The following is a 23,993-nucleotide window of genomic DNA, read 5'->3' as shown; positions in this document are numbered from 1 at the left end:
CGGAGCCGCTGACGTGACAGTGAGCAAGCCGGCTGCACAGCCCCGCTTCGATCACACGGCGTTGTTTTATTGTGCACAAGACGAATATCTCGCCGCTGTGGTGCCGTTCATCAGCGAAGGGCTGCGCGCAAAGCAGCCGGTGTGGGTGGCAGTACCCGAGGGCCGGATGGCTTTCTTGCGTCGTGCATTGGGCGACACGGCAGATGGCGCGACGCTGGTCGACATCACTGAGATGGGCCGTAATCCCGGACGGATTCTGGCGGCGGAGCTGGCTTTCCTGGAGCGCCACCCGGATCGGCCTGTTCGGATGATCGCCGAGCCGTTGTGGCCGGGACGCAGCAGAGCCGAGTACTGCGCCTGCATCCAGCACGAAGCCCTGACGAATCTCGCGTTCGGCGAATGCGAGGTAACAGGTTTGTGCCTGTATGACGCGGCCCTCCTCGACGACGACGAGATCGGTGTGCTGGCCGACGTCCGGGCCACTCATCCGTTGATCCGCCGGGCGGGATCGCAGGAGCCCAGCACGGGCTTCGCCGTCGACGCCGCGCTGGAGCGCTGCAACCAACCGTTGGTCCGCAGCCCGGCTGCAGTGACCTACACCGTTTCGGTAGCACGCGAATTGGCCGGGGCCCGGCGGCACGGTACTCGATACGGCCGGCTGCTCGGATTGTCCGCCGACAGAATCGCCGATCTACAGCTGATCATCACGGAGTTGGCCACCAACAGCATCCAGCACGGCGGGGACGCCTGCCGGCTGGCGTTTTGGGAGGACGACGGCAATCTGGTCTGCGAGGCACGCGACACCGGGTTCATCGCCGATCCGCTGGCCGGCCGGCGGCCGCCGAGCAGCGACCGACCAAGTCCGGCCGGGCTCTTCGTCGTCAATGCGATCGCGGATCTGGTGCGCATGCACACCACCCCGGCCGGCACGGCCATTCATGCTTATCTGCGAATCGACCGGTGCGCCGGCGAGGATATGTGATGCCCGTCAACGGCCGGTTGGTCCAGCTGCTCGAGCTGACCAATGTGAGTGTGGCGGCATGAATGGGTACCCTCCCTGCCGGCATGACAACGACCTATAGCGCGAACCGGCTGGTGCACGGCGCGCTCTTCTACAGCTCAGAGCGCGAATATGTCGATTCCGTGGTGCGCTTCGTCAGCGGGTGGTTGAGTGTGCCCCAACCGGTGCTGGTCGCAGTGCCCGGGGACAAGATCCCTTTGCTGCGCGACGCGTTGGGCGCCGCGGCGAGGGAAGTGACGATGATCGACATCACCGAGGCCGGGCGTAATCCCGGCCGGCTCCTCGGGCTGCTCACCACCTTCATGGAACGCCACAGCCACCGGCCGGTGCGGATCGTCGGCGAGCCGGTTTGGCCCGAGCGCAGCGCGGTCGAATACCCGGCCTGCGTGCAGCACGAGGCGCTGGTCAATATCGCGCTTGCCGGCCGGGACGTGACCGGCGTGTGCCTCTACGACGCGACACGACTGGACGACCGCGCGTTGGCGGATGCACGGCGCACCCACCCGATGATCTGGCAGGACGGCTCGCACCAGGACAACCCCGACTATGCGGTCGACGCCGCGCTGGATCAGTGCAACCAGCCGCTCTCGACCAGTCCCGTCGCGGTGACACACACCGTCTGCGAGCCGGCAGATCTGGCCAGCGCGCGCCGCTGTAGCACGCGATATGGCCGATTGCTGGGCATGTCCGCAGACCGGCTCGCGGATTTAAAGTTGATCACCACCGAACTGGCCACCAACAGCCTTGATCACACCGGCGGGGTTTGCCGGCTGGCGTTTTGGCATGAGGCTGGGCACTTGGTCTGCGAGGCTCGCGATATGGGGCATTTGACTGACCCGTTGGCCGGGCGCCGGCCGCCGAAAGACCGGCAAGCAGGCCCCTACGGGCTGTTCGTTGTCAACGCGATCGCGGATCTGGTGCGCACCCACGCCACACCGGCCGGCACCACCATCCAGGCCTACCTGCGGCTTGACCGTCCGTTGGTCGAGGCATGACACGCCGCCAAGGCGCTGTCACCTCCGTCGCGGGCCTTGGGGCGCACGCGCACGTGGGCTGGGGCTATCACGACCGGTCGGTGTTTCTGGCCCGCGCCGCCGAGTACATTGCCGACGGCCTTCGGCGAAACCACCGGATCTTGTATGCCAGCGACGGTAGCCGCACTGAGCTACTGAACGAGCTGGTCGACATGGGGTTCGCCGACGCACTCCGGGCCGGGCTGATCTCGGCGACACCAGTGGACGAGCACTACCGGTTTGTTCCCGGCAGCGACGTGGTTGATCCGGAGGCAACCGTGGCCGACGCCGTGACGGCCCTGCAGCGTGTTGTCGCAGCGGGATGCAGCGGCTGCCGGGCGGTGGTCGACGGGGCCGCGTTCGTCCGCACACCGGAGCAACGCGATGCATTCAGCCGCCTGGAGTACCTCGTCGACCAGAAGATGACAGCGCTGCCGTTCTCGGCGCTGTGCGCCTACAACCTAAAGATCTTGGCTGACGCCGCCAAAGAAGTGGTTTGCCTACACCCATTTGTCAGTCGGGGCGCATCGAGCTTTCGCATCTACGCTGAAGAAGGCAGCGATTTCGCATTGGCCGGTGAGATTGATGCAGCCGGCGACGAGGCGTTCAGCGTTGCGCTGCAACGGATCTGGCCATTAGCCAGCGCGGATGAGGTGACTGTCGGCGCGCACTGTCTCGACTTCGTCACCCACCGGCAGCTGTTTGCTCTGGATCAGTTGGCCGGGGCCGACGGTCGGCAGGTGGTGTTTCGAACCGACCAGCCGATGGTCGCGCGACTGGCTGACCTGCTGGAGCTGACCAACCTGCGGACGGAAATACTGCCGCCGTTCTTTGCCGCCGGCTGACGCACCGTCGGCAGCGGCTAACGTGGGCGCGTGGACACTAAGCCAAAGCTCATCCTCGTTGTGACCGCCGCCGTTGCGTTGCTGATCGGCGGGTGCGGTGACTCACCGGATTCCAGGCCGGCCGCCTCGTCGTCGGCTGCCAATTTCGCTTCCGCGCTGCGGGAGAGAGTCAGCACCGATGCGATGATGGCGCACCTGTCGAAGCTGCAGGATATTGCCGGGGCGAATAACAACACCCGCGCGGTCGGTACTCCGGGTTATGACGCCAGCATCGACTACGTCGTGGGTAAGTTGCGCGACAAGGGTTTTGACGTGCAAACCCCACAATTCGAGGCTCGGGTGTTCCATGCCGAGACCGGGTCGGTGGCGATCGGGGACAACACCTTCGAGGCGCGTGCGTTGGAGTTCAGCCTGCCCACTGCGCCCGACGGGGTGACCGGGCCGTTGGTGCCTGCGCCGATCGAGGACAGCCCGGGCTGCACTCCCTCCGACTACGACAAGCTGCCGGTGAAAGGCGCGGTCGTGCTGGTGGATCGCGGCACCTGCCCGTTTTCGGAGAAGGAGGACGCCGCGGTGCAGCGCGGCGCCGTCGCGCTGATCATCGCCGACAACGTCCTCGAAGAGAAAATGGGCGGAACGCTGGGCGAGAAGACCGATGTGAAGATCCCGGTGGTCAGTGTCACCAAAGCCGCCGGCGCGGAGCTGCGACGCAAGCCGGGCCCGATCACGGTCAAACTCAAGGCCGAGACCAAGAACATCCAGGCCCGCAACGTGATCGCGCAAACCAAAACCGGGTCGGCCAACGATGTGGTGATGATCGGTGCACACCTCGACAGCGTTCCCGAGGGGCCGGGCATCAACGACAACGGCTCTGGGGTGGCCGCTGTGCTGGAAACCGCGCTGCAGCTGGGTAGCTCGCCGCAGGTGCACAACGCGGTGCGGTTCGGATTCTGGGGCGCAGAAGAACTCGGGCTGATCGGCTCACGGAAGTACGTGGAGTCGCTGGATACCGACGCGCTCAAGGACATTGCGCTCTACATGAACTTCGACATGCTCGGCTCGCCCAATCCGGGCTACTTCACCTACGACGGGGACCAGTCGCTGCCGTTGGACCAGCGAGGCCAGCCGGTGGTGCCCGAAGGCTCGGCCGGCATCGAGCGGTCGCTGGCTGCCTACCTGAATTCGGCCGGCAAGTCACCGCAGGACTTCGCATTCGACGGCCGGTCGGATTACGACGGTTTCACGCTGGCCGGCATCCCGGCCGGCGGGCTGTTCTCCGGCGCGGAAGCCAAGATGTCCGAGGAGCAAGCCAAGCTGTGGGGCGGCGACGCGGACCAACCGTTCGACCCCAACTACCACAAGGACACTGACACCTACGACCACGTCGACAGCACCGCGCTGGGTATCCACGGGGGCGGCGTCGCGTATGTGACCGGGCTCTACGCTCTGGATCTCGGCGGCCACAACGGTAGTCCGGTTCGCGCGGACCGCGTCCGGCACGAGCTGGCCAAGTGACGGCGGTCGGCCGAGTCCACGCCCAAGCGTCGCGCCGCTTCGCGGCAACTCATCTCACCACCCAGCACCGACAACACCCTCCGCAGCTTGCCCTCCGGTGCGACCTTCGATCGCCGTGACCTGGCCATGACACCCACCCAACCGTCTTCAACGGTGGCCGCGATGTGGATAACGCGACCCTGCCAAAAAGTATGAGTCAGTGCGTGTGGATTGTGATAATATCGAACGTATGTTCGAACAGATTCCTGACCCGTTGGAGCGCATGTGTGCGGCGGCGCGGGCCGAGAACCAAGCGGCCGGGCAGCGGCTGGCGGCGATCGCGGAGTTGGATGCGGTGCGGTTGCGGGAGCTCGGTGAGCGGGAGACCTGGATGACCGATACCCAGGAGGCGGTGAGCGCCGAGGTGGCCGCGGCGCTGACCATCACCCACGCGCTGGCGACCAGCTATTTGTATTACGCGCGGGTGATGCGCAGCCGGCTGCCGCGGGTGGGGGCGCTGCTGTGCGCCGGCGATATCACCTATTGGATGTTTCAGACGATGGTCTACCGCACCGATCTGATCACCGACCCCGACGTGATGGCCGGGGTCGATGCGCGGCTGGCGGCACGGGTTTCGCGTTGGCCCGGGCTGACGCAGGGCCGGTTGGCTACCTACGTCGACCGGATCGTGGCGAGGGCCGATCGCGATGCGGTGCGCCAACGGCGGAAGGCGCAGGCCGATCGGGAGTTTTCCATCTCGGATGGCCCCAACGGCGTGACCGAAGTGTTCGGCCGGTTGGTCACTACCGACGCCCACGCGGTGGATGCCCGCTTGGATGCGTTGGCCGACACGGTGTGTGCCGATGACCCGCGGACCCGCAAGCAGCGCCGTGCCGACGCGATGGGGGCCTTGGCGGCCGGGGGCGATCGGCTGCACTGCCGCTGCGGGCGACCGGATTGTCCGGCCGCCGCGCGCCCGGCGCCCGGCCCGGTGGTGGTGCACGTGATTGCCGAGCAGACCACGCTGGACGGTGCGGCGTCAACGCCAGGATCGATGATCGGCGCCGATGAGCTCATACCTGCCGAGTTGATTGCTGAACTTGCGAGTTCGGCCAAGCTGCGGCCATTGATTCATCCCGCCGACGCGCCGGCTGAGCCGGGCTATCGGCCCTCGGACGCGTTGGCCGACTTTATCCGGTGCCGCGATCTGACGTGTCGGTTCCCGGGCTGTGATCGGCCGGCGACCGCGACTGATATTGACCACACCATCCCCTATGGTGATGGTGGCCCCACGCATGCGTCGAACCTTAAATGCCTTTGCCGACAGCACCATCTGCTGAAAACGTTCTGGGGCTGGCGAGACAAACAGCTACCGGATGGCACGGTTGTTTGGACCTCGCCGGCGGGGCAGATCTATGTGACCACCCCCGGCAGTGCGCTGCTGTTCCCGACCCTGTGTGTGCCGACCGGAGAGCTGACTCAGCCGACATCCCCCCGCACCGACCGGTGCGGCGATCGCGGCGTGATGATGCCCAAGCGTCGACGCACCCGCGCGCAAAACCGCGCCGCCTACATCCGCGCCGAACGCAAACGCAACCGAGAAGCACGGCAAGCCCGCCAAGCCGCCGCGTTGGGCCCGGCACCACCACCTTCGAGTGACGGGGATGAGCCTCCGCCATTCTAGTTGGGAATCAACCGATCTCAGCGAGTCGCGGCATGAGTTCCTGGCCGAACCGCGTCACGAAAGCGGCCGGATCCGGGCTGCCCGGCAGAGGACCGACAACGATCATCTCGATACCCAGCTCGGCATATCGTTCGACGGTTTTCAGGTATGCGCTGGGCTCGGGAAACGGATCGGCGAACAAGCCGACGGTCTTCCGGATCTCGGCGGGGTCGCGGCCCACGGTTGCGCAGTGCCGGGACAACACGTCGATTTTGTGTTTGAGCTCATCGGGTTCGGACACCGTGGTGTTCCAGACATCGGCGTACTGCGCGACCAGCCGTAGCGTCTTCTTCTCGCCCTGCCCGCCGATAAGCACTGGCGGGCGCCGAATCGGCTGCGGCTCACAGATTGTCTCGGCCAACTGGTAATGCTTGCCGTTGTAGGGCCCGTTGTCGTCGCTCCACATCTGCTGGCAGATCTGCAGCGTCTCTTCCAGCATCTCGAACCGCTCGCGCACCGGCGGATAGGGGACACCCAGTGCAAGATGTTCACGCTCGTACCAGGCCGCCCCGATGCCGAACATCGAGCGGCCCTGCGAAAGCACATCAAGCGTGGTGACGGTTTGGGCCAGCAGCCCTGGATACCGGTAAGTGACCCCGCTGACGAGCATGGCCAGGGTGATCTTGGACGTCTGACCGGCCAAGTAGCCCAGCGACGTGTAGCCCTCGAGAAACGGATCTTCAGCGCGCCCAACGCCTTCCATCTGGAAGAAGTGATCTGCCAGCGTGAACATCGTGGCGCCGATGTCTTCGGCGGCCTTGGCGGTCGCCGCCAGCGTCGGCGCCAGCTGCGCCGAATTGCCCGGTAGAAAATCGATGAAGTGTACTCCTACTTCCATGGTGAAAAGCCCACCCTCTCATTCGGTTAAGCGTTCCAGCAGTGACAGGGCCTCGGTGATGACGCGGCGTTCTCTATCCGAGTACTGCTCCTGTATGGCGCGAGCCAGCCATTCCCCGCGCAGTTGGCGATGGCTTTCCATGCGCCGTCGGCCGCTGGCAGTCAACGAGAGCATTTGTCGCCGACCGTCGTCGGGATCCGGCGCCCGTCGGATCAATCCGTGTCGATCCAATGCGGCTAGCGTGGCGGCCATCGACTGCGGCCGCACCCGCTCGGCGCTGGCCAGCACGCTCGTCGACGACGGGCCGTCTTTCCAGAGCCGCGTCAGCACCGCCGTCTGTGATGGGGTGAGGTCGTCGTCAGTGCCGACCTCACGCATTCGGCGGCGCAGCCGGCTGAAGAAGACCCGTAGATCGCGCGCCGCCCGCGCGGCGGAGTCGCTTACCCCGTCCACGCCCCTACTCTACATTAGACAGTCCAGGCTGAACAGTTCAGACTGGCTATTACACACCGCCGAACTCGGGCCGCAGGATCGCGTTCAACGCACTGAGCGGGATGTGCGGCTCGACGGTGCCGCCGTCCATCGACCATTGCTGTGACTGGCCGTACTGGATTGGGGAGTCTTGTCCGACTGGGTAATCGGGCATATAGAGGATCAGCTCGTCGGGTGTGATGACCCAGGCTTTGTAGCCGCCGGAGTACACCTTGTCAGGTGTCCAACGGTCGAGTGTGAACGGATAGCTTCCGGGCGAGTGTTGCCACGCCGCCCGGTCCAGTGCCTCCTGGATGAACGGTTCGGCCAACGGCGGAATGGCCACCCGAGGATCCACCCCGGGTTTGGTGATATCGGTGAGCTCCAACCGCTTGCCGCCGACCATATCGAACGTGAACGTGCGGTAGGCGTTGTTGATCCACGGCCCGTCGGCGTGGTAGTCCTCATGGAGCACCACACTGAGTGCGGGTCCATGTTGGAACACCTGATAGTTCTCTTCGCCCCAACTGTCTTGAACCATCGAGGATCCCTTGGTTCGCCAACTGCTGAACAAAGTGCGCAAGTAGTCGCGGATCACCGGCCCGGCGGTAGGGTTGTCCACCAGATCACCCGGGATGGCCATCTTGATGTCGCGGACCGCTTTTCGCTCCGACAGCACCGAGGCGTGGCAATATTGCCCGTCCCATTCGCCGCCGAAGTCGCCGCACAACGAAGGCGCCGAGGCTGACGCGGGCGGTGCGGTCAGGACCACCGCCATTACCGTTGCCACGCTCACCGTAAGCCGCGCCGTCCACATGTCAGTAGGTCTTACGGGAGTTCGACTTTGCTTGCCAGCCAATGACCATCGACCTTTTCCATCGTGACCTTCATCCGGGTGCGGTCGACCCGCCCGTCCGGCCGCCCGGTGTTGCTGACCGTCTGGTCGACCATCAACAGCACCACCACCTTGTCTTTGGCTTCCGACTGGACCGCGGACTCAACGACGACGCCGTGCGCGGCGGCCTTGTTGTCGATCAGCAACTGGCGAAGCTGCACACTCGCCTTGGTGTACGTGTCCTTGAATTGACCTGTGGCACCGGCGAGTACCGCCGCGAAGTTCTGATCCACCTGATTCGAGTCGATGCTGGTCAGTACTTGGGCGTAGTCGACTGCGGTCTGGCGGGCAGTCTGAGCGGCCTGGGTCACAGTGTGCTCGTGCCACAACGTCCACCCCAGCACCGCGGTGGTGCCGAACGCTCCGGCGAAGACCGCGGCCACCAGCCCTAGACGGGCATAGCGTTTCCAAGGTCGTCGGGTGGCTTCGACGTCGGCGTGGGTGTCGGGCTCGGCGGTGCATTCCGTTTCGTCGAGCTCCAGCTCCTGATCAGTTGTCACGGTCATACTGATGTTCCTTGGTTATCGGGGTGGCTCGACGGGCAGTGTCGGCCCGCCGTACGGTGTGGGAATCGTGTAGCGACCCTTGGGCGTTGGATCGGTGGTCTGGCCCAAGTCCGCACCGGGAGGCGGTCCAGCGGTGTCGTCACCGCCTGGCCGGGGAGCGTTCTTCGCCCCACGGATCAGCACCTCGGGGTCGTCGTCTCGGCAATAGGTGTACAGGAATGGTTCGGGATAGTCCGCCGACGACGACGGTCGGCGCGGGGTGCCGTAGTCGCAGGTGTAGCGGGGGTAGATGTCGGCGGTTGCCCATAGCCCGTGCTCATGCATGGTGGTGGTCAAAGCCTCCAGCGTCGAGCCGCGATAGTTCGGGAAGAGCGCATTGAGCGCCGGAACTCGGACGTAGACCAGTCGCGCTGTCGAGACCAAGTTGGCCAGCAGCCCGACCATGGTGTCGGAGTTGTCGTCAAACAGGTTGTCCACCGACGCCAGCACTCCCGGTGTTTGATCGACGAACTTGCGGAACCCGGCGTCCATCTTGTTGACGCCGGTCATCAGCTGACCGAGATTCCGTGTGGTGGCAGCCAGCCCGGTGTTCTTGTCGGCGAACGTGGTCAATACAACCCGGCTGGTTTTCAATACGCTGACGGTCTCCGGCAGCACTGGGTCCATGGTGGACAGCAGAAAAGTACCGCCATCGATGATGTCGGTGAGCTTCTGCGGGCCTGCCACGCTTAGGCTCAGCTCGCGCTTGACGATTTCAAGCTTCTTCGGATCGGTTTGAGCTAGCAGGCCATCGGCGTCGGCGAGCAGCTGCGACAGTGGAACCGGTGTGGTGGTCCGCTGCGGGCCGATCACACTGCCGTCGGCCAAAAACGGGCCGGTGTTTGACGCGGGCTCGAAATCGACGTACTGCTCTCCTGCCGGAGACAACCCCGACACGCGTACCTGGCTGGCGGCCGGGATTTTGACGCTCGTCTTGATATTTGCGATTACCTCAACGCCGCTCGACGTGGCCTGCAGCGATTCAATGCGCCCGACCCGAATCCCGCGCACCGCGACGTCCTGATTGGCCAGCAGGCCACCGGATTCGGGCAGCTGCACCCTGATCTGGTAGGTCGAGTCGAAGGGGTTCACCCGCAGGGCACCGACCAACAGATAGGCCACCGCGACAACGAATGTCATCCCGAGCGCTATCCCGGAGAGCCACGCCCGCCGGCGATGCCCGGCTCGGACAATGGCGACGATCAACCGGCTGACCGTGTCGATCATCCCGGGGGCTCCTGACCGAACGGATCCGGCGGCGCTTCGCCGGGCGGCGCGGGAGGAAGCGGCGGGCCGACCGGCGCCCATTGGTCCTGGCCCATCGGGGTATCCGGGCCCCGACCGACGACCCGTTCCTGCAGCCGCCACAGGGCGTATTTGAGCGAGCCGATGAATTTGTTGATGTCACGGTGCATCGGGCCGTGGAAGGCCGGATCTCCTTTGAATCCCCCGGACTCCGCCCCGGTACCCGGCCGCGATCCCATGACCAGCCGGTCGAAGCTGCCGCGTACCGATATCGCCGAGCTCGTCGTGGTTTTGACGAACGGTGGCATCAACCGGTTCAAGCCGGCCAGGCTGGTGTCGGGGCTCAGCGCGACGTCATTCCACGCGCCGGCAATGCTATTGGCATCTTTGATAACGCTGCGACCGGACTTGTCAGTTCCGGCGATCGACGGGAACCTGTTCAGCTGTCGTGTCGTAGCGCCTAATAGCTCGACGACATCGGCGACCTCGTCAGCGTCGCTGGACAACACATTGGTCGCCGGCCCGATGGCCTGCAAGACGTCGGTGATGGCCTGGTTCTTTTCGTCGAGCCGATCGGCAAGCCGTGCGGTATGTGTCACTGCCGCGTCGATTTGATCGGACCGGGTGTTGAGCTTGACCAACAGCGCATTGGTCTGGTTGATCAAGTCACCGAACGCCTGCCCCTGGTCGCCGGTCGCCTTGCCGGCGCCGTTGACGATATTCGTGAAATTACGGACCGCCCCGCCATTGACGAGCAGTGCCGCCGAACTGAGCACGGATTCCACCGTGGCGGCCGCCCTGGTGGAATCCAGGCCGATGGTGTCACCGTTCTTCAGCAGCGGCGCATTGGGCTGCAGCGGGTTCGGTGGCTTGATCGCGACGAACACGTCGCCAAGAGGCGTCGCTGATCGCAACTCCGCCGTGCTTCCGGCCGGGACTCGGACGCCGTCCATGATCCGCAATGTGGTGACCGCGGTGTAGTTTCGCGCGGTCATTGTCTCGAGTTGCCCGACGTCGGCGCCGGCGAGTTTGACCTTGGCGTGTGCGGGCAGGTTCAGCGCGTTCGAGAATTCGGCGTTGAGCAGATAACCTCCACCGCCCATGCCCGGCGCCGGCAGCGGCAGACTGCTCAGCCCATTGGTCGCACAGCCAGAGGTGAGGACCGCGACCGTCAGTGTTGCCGCAAACACCTTCTTCCCCAGGCTCATCACTACTGCCCCATCGCTGACAGGCCGTCGAGAATATAGGTCAAGCCAAAGTCGGGACCGTAGTCTTGCAATGTCCCCGTGCTGCAGCCCAATTGGCGTAGATGCATCAGGTTGCACATTTCCTTGGTGCTCTGACTGTCGGTGAGTGCCTTGACGAGAAGGCCGTGCACGCGGATGGCGCCGTTGTTCTGGTCGACGGTGTTGTAGAGGTTCTCCAGCGTCAGCGGTAGTACGTCGAGCATTTCGGCTACCCCGCGCTGGTTGTCGATGAGAGTCTTCGCGGCGGTATCGCCGTTGCGGACGGCTTCTTTCAGGTTTTCCCGATTCGCCTCGATCAAGGTGGCTACCTGATCAAGGATCTTGTTCATGGTGCGGCCGGTGACGCCGGTACCGAATTGCTCCTCGGAGAGCATCTGGCTGAGCTGGTGGGTTGTGGACCCGAACTGCCGCACCTTGGCGTCGTTGCGGGCGGTGGCCTCCACGATCGAGCTGAGGTCAGTGATGATGGTGGTCAACTGCTGCCGGGTGGTTACACCGCGCTCCGAGCTGAGCCGCAACGCCTTAGAGAGTTCGTCGAGTGCGGACAGGATCTTTTGGCCGTTGCCGTCGGCGATTCCGACTGCGGCATCGGTCACGTCGGCCATCGGCCCACCACCTTTGCCGTCGCCTTTGAGTGACTTCGAAACTTTGTCGAGCATGTCGAGCACCCGATCGAAGGCGACGGGCGTCTTGGTTCTGGTCAGGCCGATCGTGTCGTGGTTCTTCATCACCGGGCCCCCGCGATAGGGCGGCGTCAATTCGATCTGGCGATCGGTGAGAATCGAGGTGGTAAGGGTCACCGCGTGCGCGGCGGCGGGGACTTTGACGTGTTTGTCCACGGTGAAGTCAACCTCGACGTAGCTCCCCCTTGAGGTGACCTTGGTGACTTTCCCCACCGGCATGCCAAGGACCGCGACTGCATTGCCCTCATAAAGCCCCGCGGCGCTGTCGAATTGAGCGGTCAGGCTGATGGTGTCGAGCTGTGACTTGACGTAGTAGCTGACCACCCCGGTGCCCACGGCGGCCAGGACAGTGAAGGCGGCGACGAGCGCAATGATCCTGCGCCTACGGGTAATCATTTGCAGTCCTTGAAGTACTGGATCATGCCGAATTCCTTGGCGCGGCCACTGATCGCGCACATCCACGAGTCGATAGCCAACCCGTTGGGAAGATTGAACTCGACGACGGGACCATAGCCGGTGGCGTTGGTCAAGCCACGCAGCGGTAAGGGAGCGGCCTGCAAGAGACTGCGCAACAGGTCGTCGTGGTGGCCGACCATATTGGTGAGCTCATGCAGATTGGTGAACAACTCGTCGAGCATCGGCCGGTCGTTGACCACGATCTTCTCGAGCTTGTCGACGAGTTGGGTCAAGGCCGCCAACATGGCGTGAAAGGTGGCCTCTCGCGCCACCAAATGGCCGAGTAGGTCCTGGCCCTGGTCCATCAAGTTACCCAGATTTGTCTGCTGTGCCCGCAGCGTGTTGACCACCCGTTGGGTACTGGCCAGCAGGGTGCCGAGCTGATCTCGCCGGTCGGCGGTGATCGTCGACAACGTGTGCAGGTTGGCCATGGCTTGCGGAACCAGGGGCGGCACCCCGTCGAGTTGCGTGCCCAGGACGGCCAGTGATTGCGCGAACTGGTCGGAGTCAACCTGCTCGAATGTCGTTGTGGCGTCTTCTAGTAGCGACTGTAAATCGTAGGGAACCTCGGTGTGGGCCAGGCCGATCGTCTTGCCCGGCAGCGAGCCGGGGCCGTCCGGCAATAGCTCCAGGTAGCGGGAGCCGAGGATGGTCATGACCTTGATGACTGCCGTGGTGTTCTTGCCCAACACAATGTTGTCTCGCACCTTCAAGCCGGCCTCGACGTGATCGCCGACGAGCTTCATGCTCGAGACGTTGCCCACTTCGATGCCGGCAATGGTGATGGGGTTGCCCGGGCGCAGCGAAGCGGCTTGGAGAAACTCGGCGGTGTAGCGCGTATAGCCGGCACCGAGCAGCTTCACCAACAGCGATGCCGCGACAAGCACCGCGACTACGGCCAATGCGACGAAGCCGAGCAATGTCGTGTTGTAGGACTCCAGCGGACGGCGCCGCAACCGCGGCAACAAGGTTTTAGCCATTGGCCATGTTCCTGCATCGGGGCGTATGCCAGCCAAGGTTCTGAGTGGTAATCGGGTAGGCGTTGCCCGGCGTCGCCGCGTTGACGATGAAGGTGGTCAAGTCGTTGAGCCCGGGGAAGAACCCGGCGGCGTTGAGGTCGCAGGCATAGGCGTTGCCGTAGGAGCCCTCACCGGTGGCCCGGGCAAAGCCCTTCAACAACAGCGGCAGGTTGTCGCCGGTGAACGCCAGCTGAGGTTCGATGCCGGCCATGTGCTTGCTGAAACCGGGCTGGCGGGTGATGAGCTGGTCCAATGCGGGGTAGACGTCGTCAGCGATCGCGGAGAGCCGTCGCGTGACCTGGGCCAGCGAGCCGACCGAGGACTGCAGCGAAGGTCGGCGGGCATCGAAATCGCCTACTACGCCGAGGGTTTGGGTGAGGGCATGATCCAGTTCGTCGTTTTGCACAGCCACGGAGTCGCTGACTTTGGTGAGGCTGGAGATGAGGTCACCGAGGGCTTGATCGCGTGCGGACAAGGTCTTGCTGAGCGTCGACGTCTGCTCCACCAGCAGCGGGATGGATGCGCGGTCGCCTTGCAGCGACTGCAGAACACCTTTGGTGAGGTCGTCGGCTTGCTTGGGATTCAGCAGGGAAAACAGCGGCTCGAAACCATTGAGCAGCTTTCCGACATCGAATGACGGATCCGTCTGCTGCACCGGGATGACGCTTTTCGCGGGGAGCAGGTCGTGGTTGCCGATTTCGCCGAGCGACAAGCCGAGATAGCGCTGCCCGATGATGTTTTGATAGGTCACCGAGGCCACGGTGTTGCCGTAGAGGTGTTGGTCGTCTTGGACGATGAACGAGACCTTGGCCAGTTTCCCGGCAAGCTCGATGCTTTCGACCCGGCCGACCCGCACGCCGGCCATCCGGACATCGTCGCCAACCCGCAGGCCGTACACGTCGGTGAACATCGCCGCATACGGCGTCGTCGTTCCGGCCACGTCGCGCCGCAGGGTGGCGTACACCAGCCAGGTGACGGCGGTGGCGATTGCCATGAAGATCGATAAGCCGATCAGCGGTCCGCGGAAGGTCATTTCGGCTTCCCGGCTGGCTCGGGCCGCAGCGAGACCGTCGTTCCGCGGGCCACCGGGCCCAGCAACAGTTGGGTGGCCACAGACGCGGGATGAGGCTGGCCGGTGATCAGTCCGAGCTGGTTGCGCTCCTGTTGGCTGCCGACCGGGCCGACGTTTCCGCCATACGACGCCGGCGCAGCCTCGGCAGGCAGCGGCTGCCCCGCGGGCGGCGGCGGTGCATCATCTGGGTCGGCGGTTCCCGGGACCCTGGGAGCCGGGCCGGTGGGCCACGGCCACCACGGCAGCGGTGGGTTGGGATCCTGCAGGCTGGAATTGGGATTGACCAGTGGCGGCGCGACCGCGGCCAAGTTCCCGTCCGGCCCGAACTCGGTGCCCGGCGGCGGCGCGAGATCAGCAGGCGGGTGATAGTTCTGCGGCAGCAACGCCTCGGGTAGATCGGCGCGCACCGCGATCTCCGGGGCGGTGAAGCAACTCGGACCCTTCAGCTCGCCGTAGCGCGGGCAGTCGGCCCGCGTGTAGGTGTAGGTGGGGGTGAGCGCCAGGTTGACCCGCATGTTCCCGGTGTCGAGATCGGGGTCCCACACCTCTTCGAAGAATTTGTTGGACAGCCGATTCAATCTGGTGAAGATCGGCAGGAATTGGTCGCTGTGCAATGCGAGCACGCCCAGCACGGGGGTGAGGTTCTGGGTCATTTCGATCAGCTGGTCGGTGTGGTTGTCGAAGGCCTGCCGGTTCACGCTGAACGTGTGCTGGGAGCCGGCGATCAATGACGTGAATTGTGCCCGCTTCTCGGCCAAGGTCTGCATTGGTTTGACCGCGTCATGCAGCACATCGACGAGTTCCGGCGCGGTGGCCTGCAAACCACGGGTGGCATCCAGCAGGGCTGAGACCGTCGACGGTCCCGGGTCGGTGGTGACGATGGCATTGAGTTCGTTGAGCATGCGGGATAATTGAGCGCCAGCCGTGAGTAGGGTGCCGCGGCGGTTTTCGGTGGCCGCCCCGACGGCGGCCAGAATGCCGACGCTGTGATCCTCGCGCCCCCGGCCGGTCGCGGCGAGGATGTCACGTAGCTTGCTGATGGTCGTCTGGAAGATCACCGTTGACAGATCGGTGTTTTCCGGGATGTGCGCACCGTTGCGGATGCTCGCGCTACGCACGCCGTCGACCAGCTGCACCGACGACACCGCGAACACATTGCTGGGTACTACCCGTGCGGTCACTGTGGCCGGGATGTCCTTGGCGTACTCGGGTTTGAGGTTGATGTGAACGAAGTTGGGCTTGCCGTAGGTGGCCGGAATGACATTGTCGACGGCGCCGACCAGCAATCCGTGGTACTTGACGTCGGAACGCGCAGGCAGCCCGTCGCCGACGTTCACCAGCTCGGCAACCACCCGGACGTAGTCGTTGAGTTTCCCGGTGGACTTCAGCAGCAGGCTGCCGGTGACCATTGCGACGACCAGCAGCACAGTCACCCCGCATGCCAACAACTGCGGCTCGGAGGGGCCGCGGCCGTCCAGATCCAACGAATTCGCCATCTAGCCACCAAATCTCGCGCCGGCATCGATGCTCCACAACGCCATGGTGAGCAGCATGTTGACCATGATCACGACGGTGATGCTGGCGCGCATCGCATGCCCGGCAGCCACCCCGACGCCTTCCGGGCCGCCACCGGCGTAGAACCCGTAGTAGCACTGCACAGTGGATGAAATCCACACGAAAACAACACATTTGAGAACCGAATAGATGATGTCCTTGCCGCTCAACATCATCGTGAAGTAGTGCAGGTAGGGCCCGACGGAGCCGCCACTGATGACACCTGCGACGACCTGACAGGTGAGGTAGGTGACTGCCAAGCAGGCCACGTAGAGGGGAACGACGGCGATCACGGACGCCATCAGCCGGGTGGTGACCAGAAACGGGATCGGACGGATCGCCAGCGATTCCAGGGCGTCGATCTCGTCGGCGATGCGCATCGCGCCCAACTGTGCGGTGAACCGGCAACCGGCCTGCATCGCGAAGGCCAGTGATGCCATGATCGGCGCGAGCTCTCGGGTGTTCACCAGCGATGAGATGATGCCGGTCGCCGGACCCAAGCCGAGCAGGTTCAGAAAGTTGTAGCCCTCCACGGCGACCAGGGCGCCGGCAGTGAAACCGAGCACGACCGCGACGCCGGCGGTGCCGCCGCCCACCACGATCGAGCCATTGCCCCAGGCAATATCCGACAGCAGCCGCAGGAATTCCTTCCGGTACTGACGCAACGATGCGGGCACCGCAAGCACGGCCCGGACGAAGAACACCAGCATGTGCCCCAAGCGGACAGTCGGTGTCGCTGCCCGGCGGTAAACAGCGACGACCGGCCGCGCGATCGTCGGTACATAGGTCGACACGGTCATTTGTGCCGCTCCTCAGCATCGCTGCGCTCTGCATCGTCGCCGGCGCGCATGTCACAGCCCCGTCCGGGGGAACAGCACGTTGTAGAGCTGGCTGATGCCGACGTTGACGATCATCAGCACCAAAATCGATTCAACGACGGCCGCATTCACCGAGTCGGCGACGCCGGTCGGGCCGCCTTTGGTGGACAGACCCTTCTGGCAGGCCACCACCGCCACGATGCCGCCGTACACAACGGCTTTGAGGAGCGCCACGATCATGTCGCCGGTAGTGGCGAACGACGAGAAGGTGGCCACGAAGCTGCCCGGAGCGCCGCGCTGGAAGTACACGTTGAACAGGTAGCTGGCCAAAAAGCCTACGAAGCAAGTGATTCCCGTCAACGCGACACCGATCATGACCGCGGCGGCAAAGCGTGGCACGACCAGGCGGCGAATCACCGACACGCCCATGACCTCCATGGCGTCGGTTTCCTCGCGCATGGTGCGGGAGCCGAGGTCGGCGGTGATTGCGGATCCGACAGCCGAGGCCATCAGTACCGCGGCCACCAACGAGGCGGCTTGGCGGATGACCGCCAGCCCACTGGCGGCACCGGCCAGTGACGTGGCGCCGACCTGATTGGCCAGCAGCGCGAACTGGATGGACAGCGTCACGCCGATCGGTAGTGCGACCAAGACGGTCGGCAGTACGGCCGTGCCCGCCATGAACGCGCCTTGCCGCAGAAACTCGATCCACTGGAAGCGGCCGGTGAACAGGTCGATGAAGAAGTACTGGATGGTACGGACCGCCAGGACGTACTGCTCGCCCACGGTGGTCAGCGAGGCAACCGGATGGCGTCTGACGTAACCAACGGTCCATTGCTCGATGGCGGCCACATCGTCGCGTGCTTGAACGCTGCCGATACCAGGCTCCACGGCGAGCATGTTAATCATCATTCTGATTAAGCGAAAGGTTTCGGCGAAACCTGGATGCTTGGCCGGCCGAACCGCACAGTGGGCGCGCAAATGCCTACTGACCTCGGCCGCCATCAGACATATGTTTAGTGAGACCCCGCTTGACCTCCTGCGAGGTTCGCGGGAAGATCCGGTGCACGTCGAGCATGTGAATGGCAATTTCCGACCGTCAAGGTGGAGAGGATGCGAATGCGGCCGAAAAGCTTGCGGCGGGGAAGTGCCAGCGTGGCGTGCGCCGGGCCGGTCCTCGCCACCGCTCTGGTGCTGTCCGGCCACGCCACCGCTGATACCAGTCCGCCGCCGCCGCTGCCGGTGTTCGCCCCGTCGCCGAGCGACTGGTCACCGAACTTCGACCTTTGGCCGTACAACACGTTCGCGTACCGGGTGACGCCCGAGATGGTCAGCGGCATGTCGGACTCATGTCAGTGGTTCAATGCCCAGTTCGACCCATTGATCGGCCAGATCAACGAGTTCAACCGCCACCTCGGCGACCAACACGACGATTACTCGGCCGGCGGAGTGCAACGGCAAGCCGATGCCGTCGTCGCCAACATCGACCAGTCGACTGCCTTCTTGGCGCCCCGGGTGAAGCCGTTGGTCATCACCAACAACCTGGACAACTTCGGCCCGTATTCGCCGATATACGGCGGAGAGTCGATGACCAGCATGGCATTTCAGCTATCCCGAATCAGTGCCAGCATCAAGAAGAAGGACTCATCAGGAGTGACACACGCCAACATCGTTGCGGCCACCGGGTGGGGCGACGCGCTCCGCGACTCCGGAGCATGCAGCTCGTGACCAATATGGGAGGTGAGATGTGAGATGAAGCTCTCGGAAGATACTGCGGAGGCGGCCGCCGACGACTCCAGCGATGCGGACGAGGATTCTGTCGCCGAGCGCGCTGAAAATGAGCAGTCAAAGCGAAAAGCGCGTCAGGCCAAGCCCATTCGGTGGGCTGCGGCCATTGTGCTGGCTGCCTTGCTGGCGGCGACAGGCTACGAAGGCTGGCTGTTGTTTCAACACCATCAGCGGGATGTCGCCGCTGCCCAGGCGCTCGACGCGGCAATGAAATACACACTGACACTGACCAGCGTCGACACCAATGCGCTCGACAAAAACTTCACCGAGGTTCTCGACGGGGCGACCGGTGAGTTCAAAGACATGTACACCGAATCAAGTGCACAACTGCGCCAGGTGCTGGTCGAAAACAAGGCGGCGGCGCACGGCACTGTGATCGACGCGGCGGTCAAGTCCGCCACTGAAAACCAGGTCGAGGTTGTGCTGTTCGTCGATCAGTCGGTAAGCAACGCCGCTGCTCCGCAACCCCAGTTGGACCGCAGCAGGGTCACGATGACCATGGACAAGGTGGACGGCCGATGGCTGGCCAGCAAGGTTGAGCTGCCATGAGATTCGCCTGGGACCGATCAGACGCGCGAGGCTTCTTCCTCGTGTGCCTGGTCGGTCGGGGCGTGGTGCAACCACCCCGCTACCAAGGCGGTGAGTAACAGCCACCCGATGATCGCGGTTGGGATCGCCCAGGCGCGCCGCACGAGCAGCGCTTTGCCGCACTGCGCGACGAGGTTGTCGCCGCCTGCATCGGCGGCATGGGACATGTTCGCGTTAAAGGCCCTGCCGCAGGTGATCTGAATGCCGTACTGGTCATACTGGGCCAGAAAGACCTGCCACCACAACGCCATGAGTCCGACCACCACCAGCAGTATGCCTGCGATGGCGAGCAACAAGTGCCGATTCTTCACGGTGCTCCCTTCAGATCAGGTTGCGGCGCCGACGGATTCGCCATCGCACATCGGCAAGCAACACGTAGCTGCCGCCCTGTCGGATGAACTTGGGCAGGAAGCGATTGACGAAAGCCACCAGCAGAAACAGGTATTCGAATCGGCGCTGTTGTCCCGGCGTCCACTTGATTTGCAAGGTGTCCCGGAATACCGGGGCCAGAAATCCCGACGTGAGAAACCGTAGTAATGGCACGAATGGCCGCAGCAGCGGCGTGATCATGGTGAGGTTGATCAGGTCCTGTAGGTAGTTGCGCACGACGTCGTCGATCACAACGCGTTGGCAAGCGTCGTTCCAGTATTGGTCGAATTCGGCTCGGGTCGCGGGCCATTGGTCCTCGGTGACCTGCAGGGTGGTGCCCAGCGGGAACGCCGACCGGTAAAAGTGCTCGGCAAGCTCGCCGGACAGCTGGCCGCGCAGCAGTTGATAGGTGTCCTCCAAACCGACGAAAAGGCATGCTGCCACCCACATCTGGAGGTCACGATCGAAGCCGCTGTACTTCACCGGGCTCGACGGCTCCGATCGAACCTGGCGGTGGGCGACGTCGACGGCGTCGCGGTAGGCGGCGCGCTCGGTAGGGCTGCCGATGATCGCCACCGCCAGGTAGCTGAACGTGGTGCGGGCCCGCTTCCAGGGGTGCTTCATCAGGCTCCCGGAGTCGACCTTGCTCTCGACCACTCCGTAGCCGACGCCCGGCGAGGACAGCTGCATGACGACATTGGCAGCACCGGCAGCAAATGACCAGAAGTCCAGTGCATCGGCCACCGTGGCAGGACGGTCGTCCCACCGCGCTGTACGCCGAGCGATGTGAATGCGGGTGTCGGCGGTGGTCAGCGGAGCCGACGGAACGTCTGTGCTCATGTCATGCACACGTCAGCGAACAGCAGCACCGGCCACGACACGATCGACCCGAGGAAGGACACCACTAGATCGGCACCGTGCATCTGGTGCAGATGGTCGGTGTGAGTGGTCGACCAAATCACCCCAACCAGCAGGTACGGTGTTCCAACGAGCAAGCCGAGCCCAATCAGCTCGGCGATCGTGAGCTGGAAGCTGAGCAGCTGGCGTACCTTGCCCAGCATGGGCGGTTCCCTCCTCGTCGGCACCCTCGGTAAGCGGGTTTAGTATCAATTATGTTAATGGAAATTCTGACTCTTCGGTAGATTCCGGTTAAGTTTTTCCAGACCCAAATCTGACGCTAGGGTTAGGCGGTGACGACCGCCCGTACCGACCCGGCAGCCGAAGTTCGCCGGCGGCCGAAGGACCGCAAGGCGCAGATCGCCCGGGCTGCCGCCGAGGCGTTCAGCGCGCTGGGCTATCACGCGGTCAGCATGGAAGCCATCGCGGCAAGGGTCGGGATTTCCGCGGCGGCGCTATACCGGCATTACTCGGGCAAATACGAGTTGTTCCGCGGAGCGGTGTTGGCGCTGAGCCAGCAGTTGGTCGACTCCACCGACTTCGTCGACATCGAACCTGCCCACGCTGACCCGGCCGCGACGCTGCGACGGCTGGTCGACGCACTGATCGACGTGACGTTGGCCAACCGGGAGTCCGGCGGCCTCTACCGGTGGCAGGCCCGCTACCTGCACGGCGAGGACGAGTCCACGTTGAAGGACCAACTTCGACTGGTTAACCGGCGAATCCAACGACCGCTGCTGATGATCCGGCCGGCACTGACCTCATCGCAGCGGTGGATGCTCTCGTCAGGGCTGCTCAGCGTCATCGGCAGCATCGTCGACCATCGTGTCCGGCTGCCCGACGATGAAATCCGCCCGTTGCTTGCCGAGGCTGCCGCGGCGGTCCTGGACGCCGAGCTTCCGCACCCGGACGACCCCATCGCCCGTCCGCCGACCTGGCGCATCTTCGCCTCGGATGCCGGGCTTTACGAAGCGCTGCTACATGCGTCGATGGTGTTGTTCAACCACCACGGCTACCCCGAGACCAGCATGGCGCAGATCGCTTCGGCGGTCGGTATCCCGGTGTCGGGCATCTACCGGTACTTCTCGGGCAAGTGCGAAATTCTTTCCACCGGTCTGCGGCGGGCGGCCGACCGGGTATCGGGCCACCTCTCGGCGATCCTGGGTGATCTCGCCGAACCGCACCAGATGCTGACAGTGCTGATCGAAGCGTTCGTGGCGACATCGTTCGCCAACCCCGAACTGGCCGCCATTTACTACACGGAGCGGGTCAATTTGACCCGGGCCGATCAGGAGCTACTGCGCGACGTGCAGCGGTCAACGATTGATTCGTGGGTGCGGCTGCTGGCATCGGCACGGCCGGCACTGGGCGAAACACAGGCCCGATTTCTGGTGCACGCCGCGATAGCGCTGGTGGTCGACCTGGGCCGGTTGGTGCAGTACGACGTGCCGGCGGACAACGCGGCCTACCCGCAGGCCTGCGTGCGAACGCTGATGCAGGCTACTGTGTTTGGCCGTTCCGAATAGCCGTACCGAGCAGGTAGGCCGCGTAGCCGATCAACCCGACGATCGCCAGGCTGCGCGTGCGCCGATCGGAAAAGCCCAGGCCCAGCATGGTCTCGACACCGCCGTTGGTGTAGATGTGCTGACGGGTGCCTCGTGGAAACACCGGCTTGCTGATCGGCTCCCACAGCTGCGGGCTGGTGAAATGGGATAACCCGACGCCGGCCAGCGTCAAACCGGAGAACCGGGCCAGGCGCGAGCTGTTGCGGGACATGAATCTCCTTTACGCGATCGCGTAGTCGTCCAACGGGAATCGCGACCCGTCCCGCACCGCATTACGCACGGAGGTGGGCCGTAGCAGCGTGGCTTCGCCGCTTGGGTTGAAATAGTAGGACCGCGACGTAACACAGTCGCCGGAGTAGAACACCGAGCTGTCCAGGTGCCGGGTCATGCGATCCAGGAAACGGGCATTGGCCTCTTCGGTAACCTCGAAAGAGGTTGCGCCCCTGCGCTTTACCTCGCCGAGCAACCTGTCCATGTGCCGCATCTGATATTCCATGGTGTTGAAGAACGACAGTCCCGCAAAGGCGTACGGGCTGGCCAGGCTCAGGTAGTTGGGGAAGTACGGGATGGAAACACCCTGATAGGCCTGGAACCTGTGGTCGCGCCACCACTTGCCCAGGTTACGGCCCTTCCGGCCGATTACCTCGATAGCGGGGAAGTTGGCTTCCCACAGGTCGAATCCGGTAGCCAGCACCAGGGTGTCGATGGGAGCCTTGTGCCCGTCCTTGGTGACGATCCCGTCCGGTTCTATCCGCTCGATGCCGCTGGTCTCCAAGTGCACATGGGGTTTGGTGAAGCTGCGGTAGTAGTCGTTGGACCAGCTCGGTCGTTTGCAGCCGAGGTCGTAGTTGGGCGTCAGCTTGCGCCGCAATTCCTTATCGCGAACCTGCGCGAACCGGTGCATCTTGCACACGTCCATTCCGGCGATCGATATTCGCCGGAAATAGCGGTAGTTCAGTACAGCGGTGAGCGTCATGAACTCGAGCAACCCGTCGGTGACCCACCGCAGCGCCCGCTGGGTGAGCGGTATCCGAGCGAACAGTCGCTGCACCGCAGGGGGGATCGGGAAGTCCAGCTTGGGCGCCACCCAGATCGCGGTGCGCTGATAAACCGTCAGGTCGGCGACGGTCTTCGCCAGTTCGGGGATGAGCTGGATCGCGGTGGCCCCCGTACCGATCAGCCCTACCCGACGGCCCGCGAAGTCTTGGCTGTGGTCCCACGCCGTGGTGTGGATGACTTTGCCCGCAAAACCGCCGATGCCCTGGATATCCGGGGTGTGCGGCTGGGACAGGAAACCGGTGGCGGTGACCAAGAATTGCGTGGTCAGCGTCTCCCCGCCGGCCAGCGAGACCCGCCATAGCTGCGTCTCCTCGTCCCAGCGGGCGCCCTCCACGGTGGTGTTGAACCGCATGTGGCGGCGCACGTCGTACTTGTCGGCGACGTGGTCGACGTACTGCTTGAGCTCAGCACCCGGTGCGAACACCCGCGACCAGTACGGGTTGGGCTCGAACCAGTACGAGTAACTGGTCGACGGGACGTCGACGGCCAGGCCCGGATAATGGTTGACATGCCAGGTGCCGCCCAGATCTGATTCGCGATCGAGAATGGTGATGTTGTCGAAGCCGAGGCGCTTGAGCTGGATCGCCGCGCCGATTCCCCCGAAGCCCGCCCCGACGATGACACCGTCGTACTGCTTCGTAGTCATAAAAAAACGGTACCTGAGTTGACAGTAAGTATGGAATTAGGTGCGCCTGAGCAATGGCTCGTGTCACGGCAATCCACAAAAGTGCCGTTCGCCACATTTGTCGACAACCGTCGCCCGAAATAGACGGCGTGCGCCAGCCCTG

General features: G+C 64.0%; 25 protein-coding genes. 8 read left to right on the top strand and 17 right to left on the bottom strand.

Features of this window, described 5'->3' with window-relative positions; genetic code table 11:
- Positions 1–13: 13 nt before the first annotated feature.
- From AC5Y5W_RS17280 to AC5Y5W_RS17260, 5 genes are all read left to right on the top strand, one after another.
- Positions 14–982 carry an anti-sigma factor RsbA family regulatory protein gene (locus tag AC5Y5W_RS17280; protein ID WP_500011807.1) on the top strand — a complete coding sequence of 323 codons (969 nt, stop codon included), beginning with the start codon at positions 14–16 and terminating at the stop codon, positions 980–982.
- An 83-nt stretch (positions 983–1,065) separates the two neighbouring features.
- The gene (locus tag AC5Y5W_RS17275) at positions 1,066–2,016 is read left to right on the top strand and encodes an anti-sigma factor RsbA family regulatory protein (RefSeq protein ID WP_500011805.1); all 951 of its coding nucleotides are present in this window, start codon (positions 1,066–1,068) and stop codon (positions 2,014–2,016) included.
- Complete coding sequence (locus AC5Y5W_RS17270; RefSeq protein WP_500011803.1) at positions 2,013–2,879, top strand: MEDS domain-containing protein; 867 nt, start codon at positions 2,013–2,015, stop codon at positions 2,877–2,879. The genes AC5Y5W_RS17275 and AC5Y5W_RS17270 overlap by 4 nt, the downstream gene beginning before the upstream one ends.
- A gap of 30 nt (positions 2,880–2,909) precedes the next feature.
- The gene (locus AC5Y5W_RS17265) at positions 2,910–4,394 is read left to right on the top strand and encodes a M28 family metallopeptidase (protein WP_500011802.1); all 1,485 of its coding nucleotides are present in this window, start codon (positions 2,910–2,912) and stop codon (positions 4,392–4,394) included.
- Positions 4,395–4,623: 229 nt separating this feature from the next.
- The gene (locus tag AC5Y5W_RS17260) at positions 4,624–6,057 is read left to right on the top strand and encodes an HNH endonuclease signature motif containing protein (protein WP_500011801.1); all 1,434 of its coding nucleotides are present in this window, start codon (positions 4,624–4,626) and stop codon (positions 6,055–6,057) included.
- Positions 6,058–6,064: 7 nt separating this feature from the next.
- On the opposite strand, the gene AC5Y5W_RS17255 is transcribed toward AC5Y5W_RS17260, so the two are convergent.
- The 12 genes from AC5Y5W_RS17255 to AC5Y5W_RS17200 are packed head-to-tail and all read right to left on the bottom strand — an operon-like array spanning position 6,065 to position 17,839.
- On the bottom strand, positions 6,065–6,934 hold the full coding sequence (locus tag AC5Y5W_RS17255; RefSeq protein WP_500011799.1) for an LLM class F420-dependent oxidoreductase: 870 nt from the start codon (positions 6,932–6,934) through the stop codon (positions 6,065–6,067).
- Between the two features lie 18 nt (positions 6,935–6,952).
- Positions 6,953–7,387, bottom strand: coding sequence for a MarR family winged helix-turn-helix transcriptional regulator (locus AC5Y5W_RS17250; protein ID WP_500011797.1), 435 nt, complete (start codon positions 7,385–7,387; stop codon positions 6,953–6,955).
- Between the two features lie 49 nt (positions 7,388–7,436).
- Complete coding sequence (locus tag AC5Y5W_RS17245; RefSeq protein ID WP_500011795.1) at positions 7,437–8,222, bottom strand: mannan-binding protein; 786 nt, start codon at positions 8,220–8,222, stop codon at positions 7,437–7,439.
- A gap of 11 nt (positions 8,223–8,233) precedes the next feature.
- Positions 8,234–8,806 (bottom strand): Rv1363c family protein, encoded by a 573-nt coding sequence (locus AC5Y5W_RS17240; RefSeq protein WP_500011793.1) that lies wholly within the window; start codon positions 8,804–8,806, stop codon positions 8,234–8,236.
- Positions 8,807–8,821: 15 nt separating this feature from the next.
- Complete coding sequence (locus tag AC5Y5W_RS17235; RefSeq protein ID WP_500011791.1) at positions 8,822–10,072, bottom strand: MlaD family protein; 1,251 nt, start codon at positions 10,070–10,072, stop codon at positions 8,822–8,824.
- Positions 10,069–11,298, bottom strand: coding sequence for an MlaD family protein (locus AC5Y5W_RS17230; RefSeq protein ID WP_500011790.1), 1,230 nt, complete (start codon positions 11,296–11,298; stop codon positions 10,069–10,071). Before AC5Y5W_RS17230 ends, AC5Y5W_RS17235 begins: the two co-directional genes overlap by 4 nt.
- 2 nt (positions 11,299–11,300) lie before the next feature.
- The gene (locus AC5Y5W_RS17225) at positions 11,301–12,416 is read right to left on the bottom strand and encodes an MCE family protein (RefSeq protein ID WP_500011788.1); all 1,116 of its coding nucleotides are present in this window, start codon (positions 12,414–12,416) and stop codon (positions 11,301–11,303) included.
- Positions 12,413–13,456, bottom strand: coding sequence for an MlaD family protein (locus tag AC5Y5W_RS17220; RefSeq protein ID WP_500011787.1), 1,044 nt, complete (start codon positions 13,454–13,456; stop codon positions 12,413–12,415). Before AC5Y5W_RS17220 ends, AC5Y5W_RS17225 begins: the two co-directional genes overlap by 4 nt.
- Entirely contained in the window at positions 13,449–14,528 is a 1,080-nt protein-coding gene (locus AC5Y5W_RS17215; protein WP_500011786.1) for an MlaD family protein, read from the bottom strand. The genes AC5Y5W_RS17220 and AC5Y5W_RS17215 overlap by 8 nt, the downstream gene beginning before the upstream one ends.
- Positions 14,525–16,063: an MlaD family protein gene (locus AC5Y5W_RS17210; RefSeq protein ID WP_500011784.1), complete on the bottom strand. Its 1,539-nt coding sequence runs from the start codon at positions 16,061–16,063 to the stop codon at positions 14,525–14,527. The genes AC5Y5W_RS17215 and AC5Y5W_RS17210 overlap by 4 nt, the downstream gene beginning before the upstream one ends.
- Complete coding sequence (locus AC5Y5W_RS17205; RefSeq protein ID WP_500011782.1) at positions 16,064–16,921, bottom strand: ABC transporter permease; 858 nt, start codon at positions 16,919–16,921, stop codon at positions 16,064–16,066.
- Between the two features lie 51 nt (positions 16,922–16,972).
- Positions 16,973–17,839 carry an MlaE family ABC transporter permease gene (locus AC5Y5W_RS17200; protein WP_500011781.1) on the bottom strand — a complete coding sequence of 289 codons (867 nt, stop codon included), beginning with the start codon at positions 17,837–17,839 and terminating at the stop codon, positions 16,973–16,975.
- 219 nt (positions 17,840–18,058) lie between these two features.
- Between AC5Y5W_RS17200 and AC5Y5W_RS17195 the strand changes: the two genes are divergently transcribed.
- Both AC5Y5W_RS17195 and AC5Y5W_RS17190 read left to right on the top strand, forming a co-directional pair.
- The gene (locus tag AC5Y5W_RS17195; RefSeq protein WP_500022399.1) at positions 18,059–18,667 is read left to right on the top strand and encodes a hypothetical protein; all 609 of its coding nucleotides are present in this window, start codon (positions 18,059–18,061) and stop codon (positions 18,665–18,667) included.
- Positions 18,668–18,691: 24 nt separating this feature from the next.
- The gene (locus tag AC5Y5W_RS17190) at positions 18,692–19,276 is read left to right on the top strand and encodes an Rv1363c family protein (protein WP_500011779.1); all 585 of its coding nucleotides are present in this window, start codon (positions 18,692–18,694) and stop codon (positions 19,274–19,276) included.
- Positions 19,277–19,293: 17 nt separating this feature from the next.
- On the opposite strand, the gene AC5Y5W_RS17185 is transcribed toward AC5Y5W_RS17190, so the two are convergent.
- Genes AC5Y5W_RS17185 through AC5Y5W_RS17175 form a run of 3 tightly spaced genes read right to left on the bottom strand, consistent with a single transcriptional unit; the run spans position 19,294 to position 20,745 of the window.
- On the bottom strand, positions 19,294–19,611 hold the full coding sequence (locus AC5Y5W_RS17185) for a hypothetical protein (protein ID WP_500011778.1): 318 nt from the start codon (positions 19,609–19,611) through the stop codon (positions 19,294–19,296).
- Between the two features lie 25 nt (positions 19,612–19,636).
- Complete coding sequence (locus tag AC5Y5W_RS17180) at positions 19,637–20,524, bottom strand: oxygenase MpaB family protein (RefSeq protein ID WP_500011776.1); 888 nt, start codon at positions 20,522–20,524, stop codon at positions 19,637–19,639.
- Positions 20,521–20,745 carry a hypothetical protein gene (locus tag AC5Y5W_RS17175; protein ID WP_500011775.1) on the bottom strand — a complete coding sequence of 75 codons (225 nt, stop codon included), beginning with the start codon at positions 20,743–20,745 and terminating at the stop codon, positions 20,521–20,523. Before AC5Y5W_RS17175 ends, AC5Y5W_RS17180 begins: the two co-directional genes overlap by 4 nt.
- A 129-nt stretch (positions 20,746–20,874) precedes the next feature.
- On the opposite strand from AC5Y5W_RS17175, the gene AC5Y5W_RS17170 reads away from it, so the two are divergent.
- Positions 20,875–22,107 (top strand): TetR/AcrR family transcriptional regulator, encoded by a 1,233-nt coding sequence (locus AC5Y5W_RS17170; protein ID WP_500011774.1) that lies wholly within the window; start codon positions 20,875–20,877, stop codon positions 22,105–22,107.
- On the opposite strand, the gene AC5Y5W_RS17165 is transcribed toward AC5Y5W_RS17170, so the two are convergent.
- On the bottom strand, positions 22,082–22,357 hold the full coding sequence (locus AC5Y5W_RS17165; RefSeq protein ID WP_500011773.1) for a hypothetical protein: 276 nt from the start codon (positions 22,355–22,357) through the stop codon (positions 22,082–22,084). The genes AC5Y5W_RS17170 and AC5Y5W_RS17165 overlap by 26 nt on opposite strands.
- Before the next feature lie 9 nt (positions 22,358–22,366).
- Entirely contained in the window at positions 22,367–23,851 is a 1,485-nt protein-coding gene (locus AC5Y5W_RS17160) for a flavin-containing monooxygenase (RefSeq protein ID WP_500011772.1), read from the bottom strand.
- Positions 23,852–23,993: the final 142 nt, after the last annotated feature.

The organism is Mycobacterium sp. NGS51 (assembly GCF_059812525.1).
The sequence above is the reverse complement of the archived record's forward strand: the minus strand, read 5'-3'. Positions and strand labels throughout refer to the sequence as shown.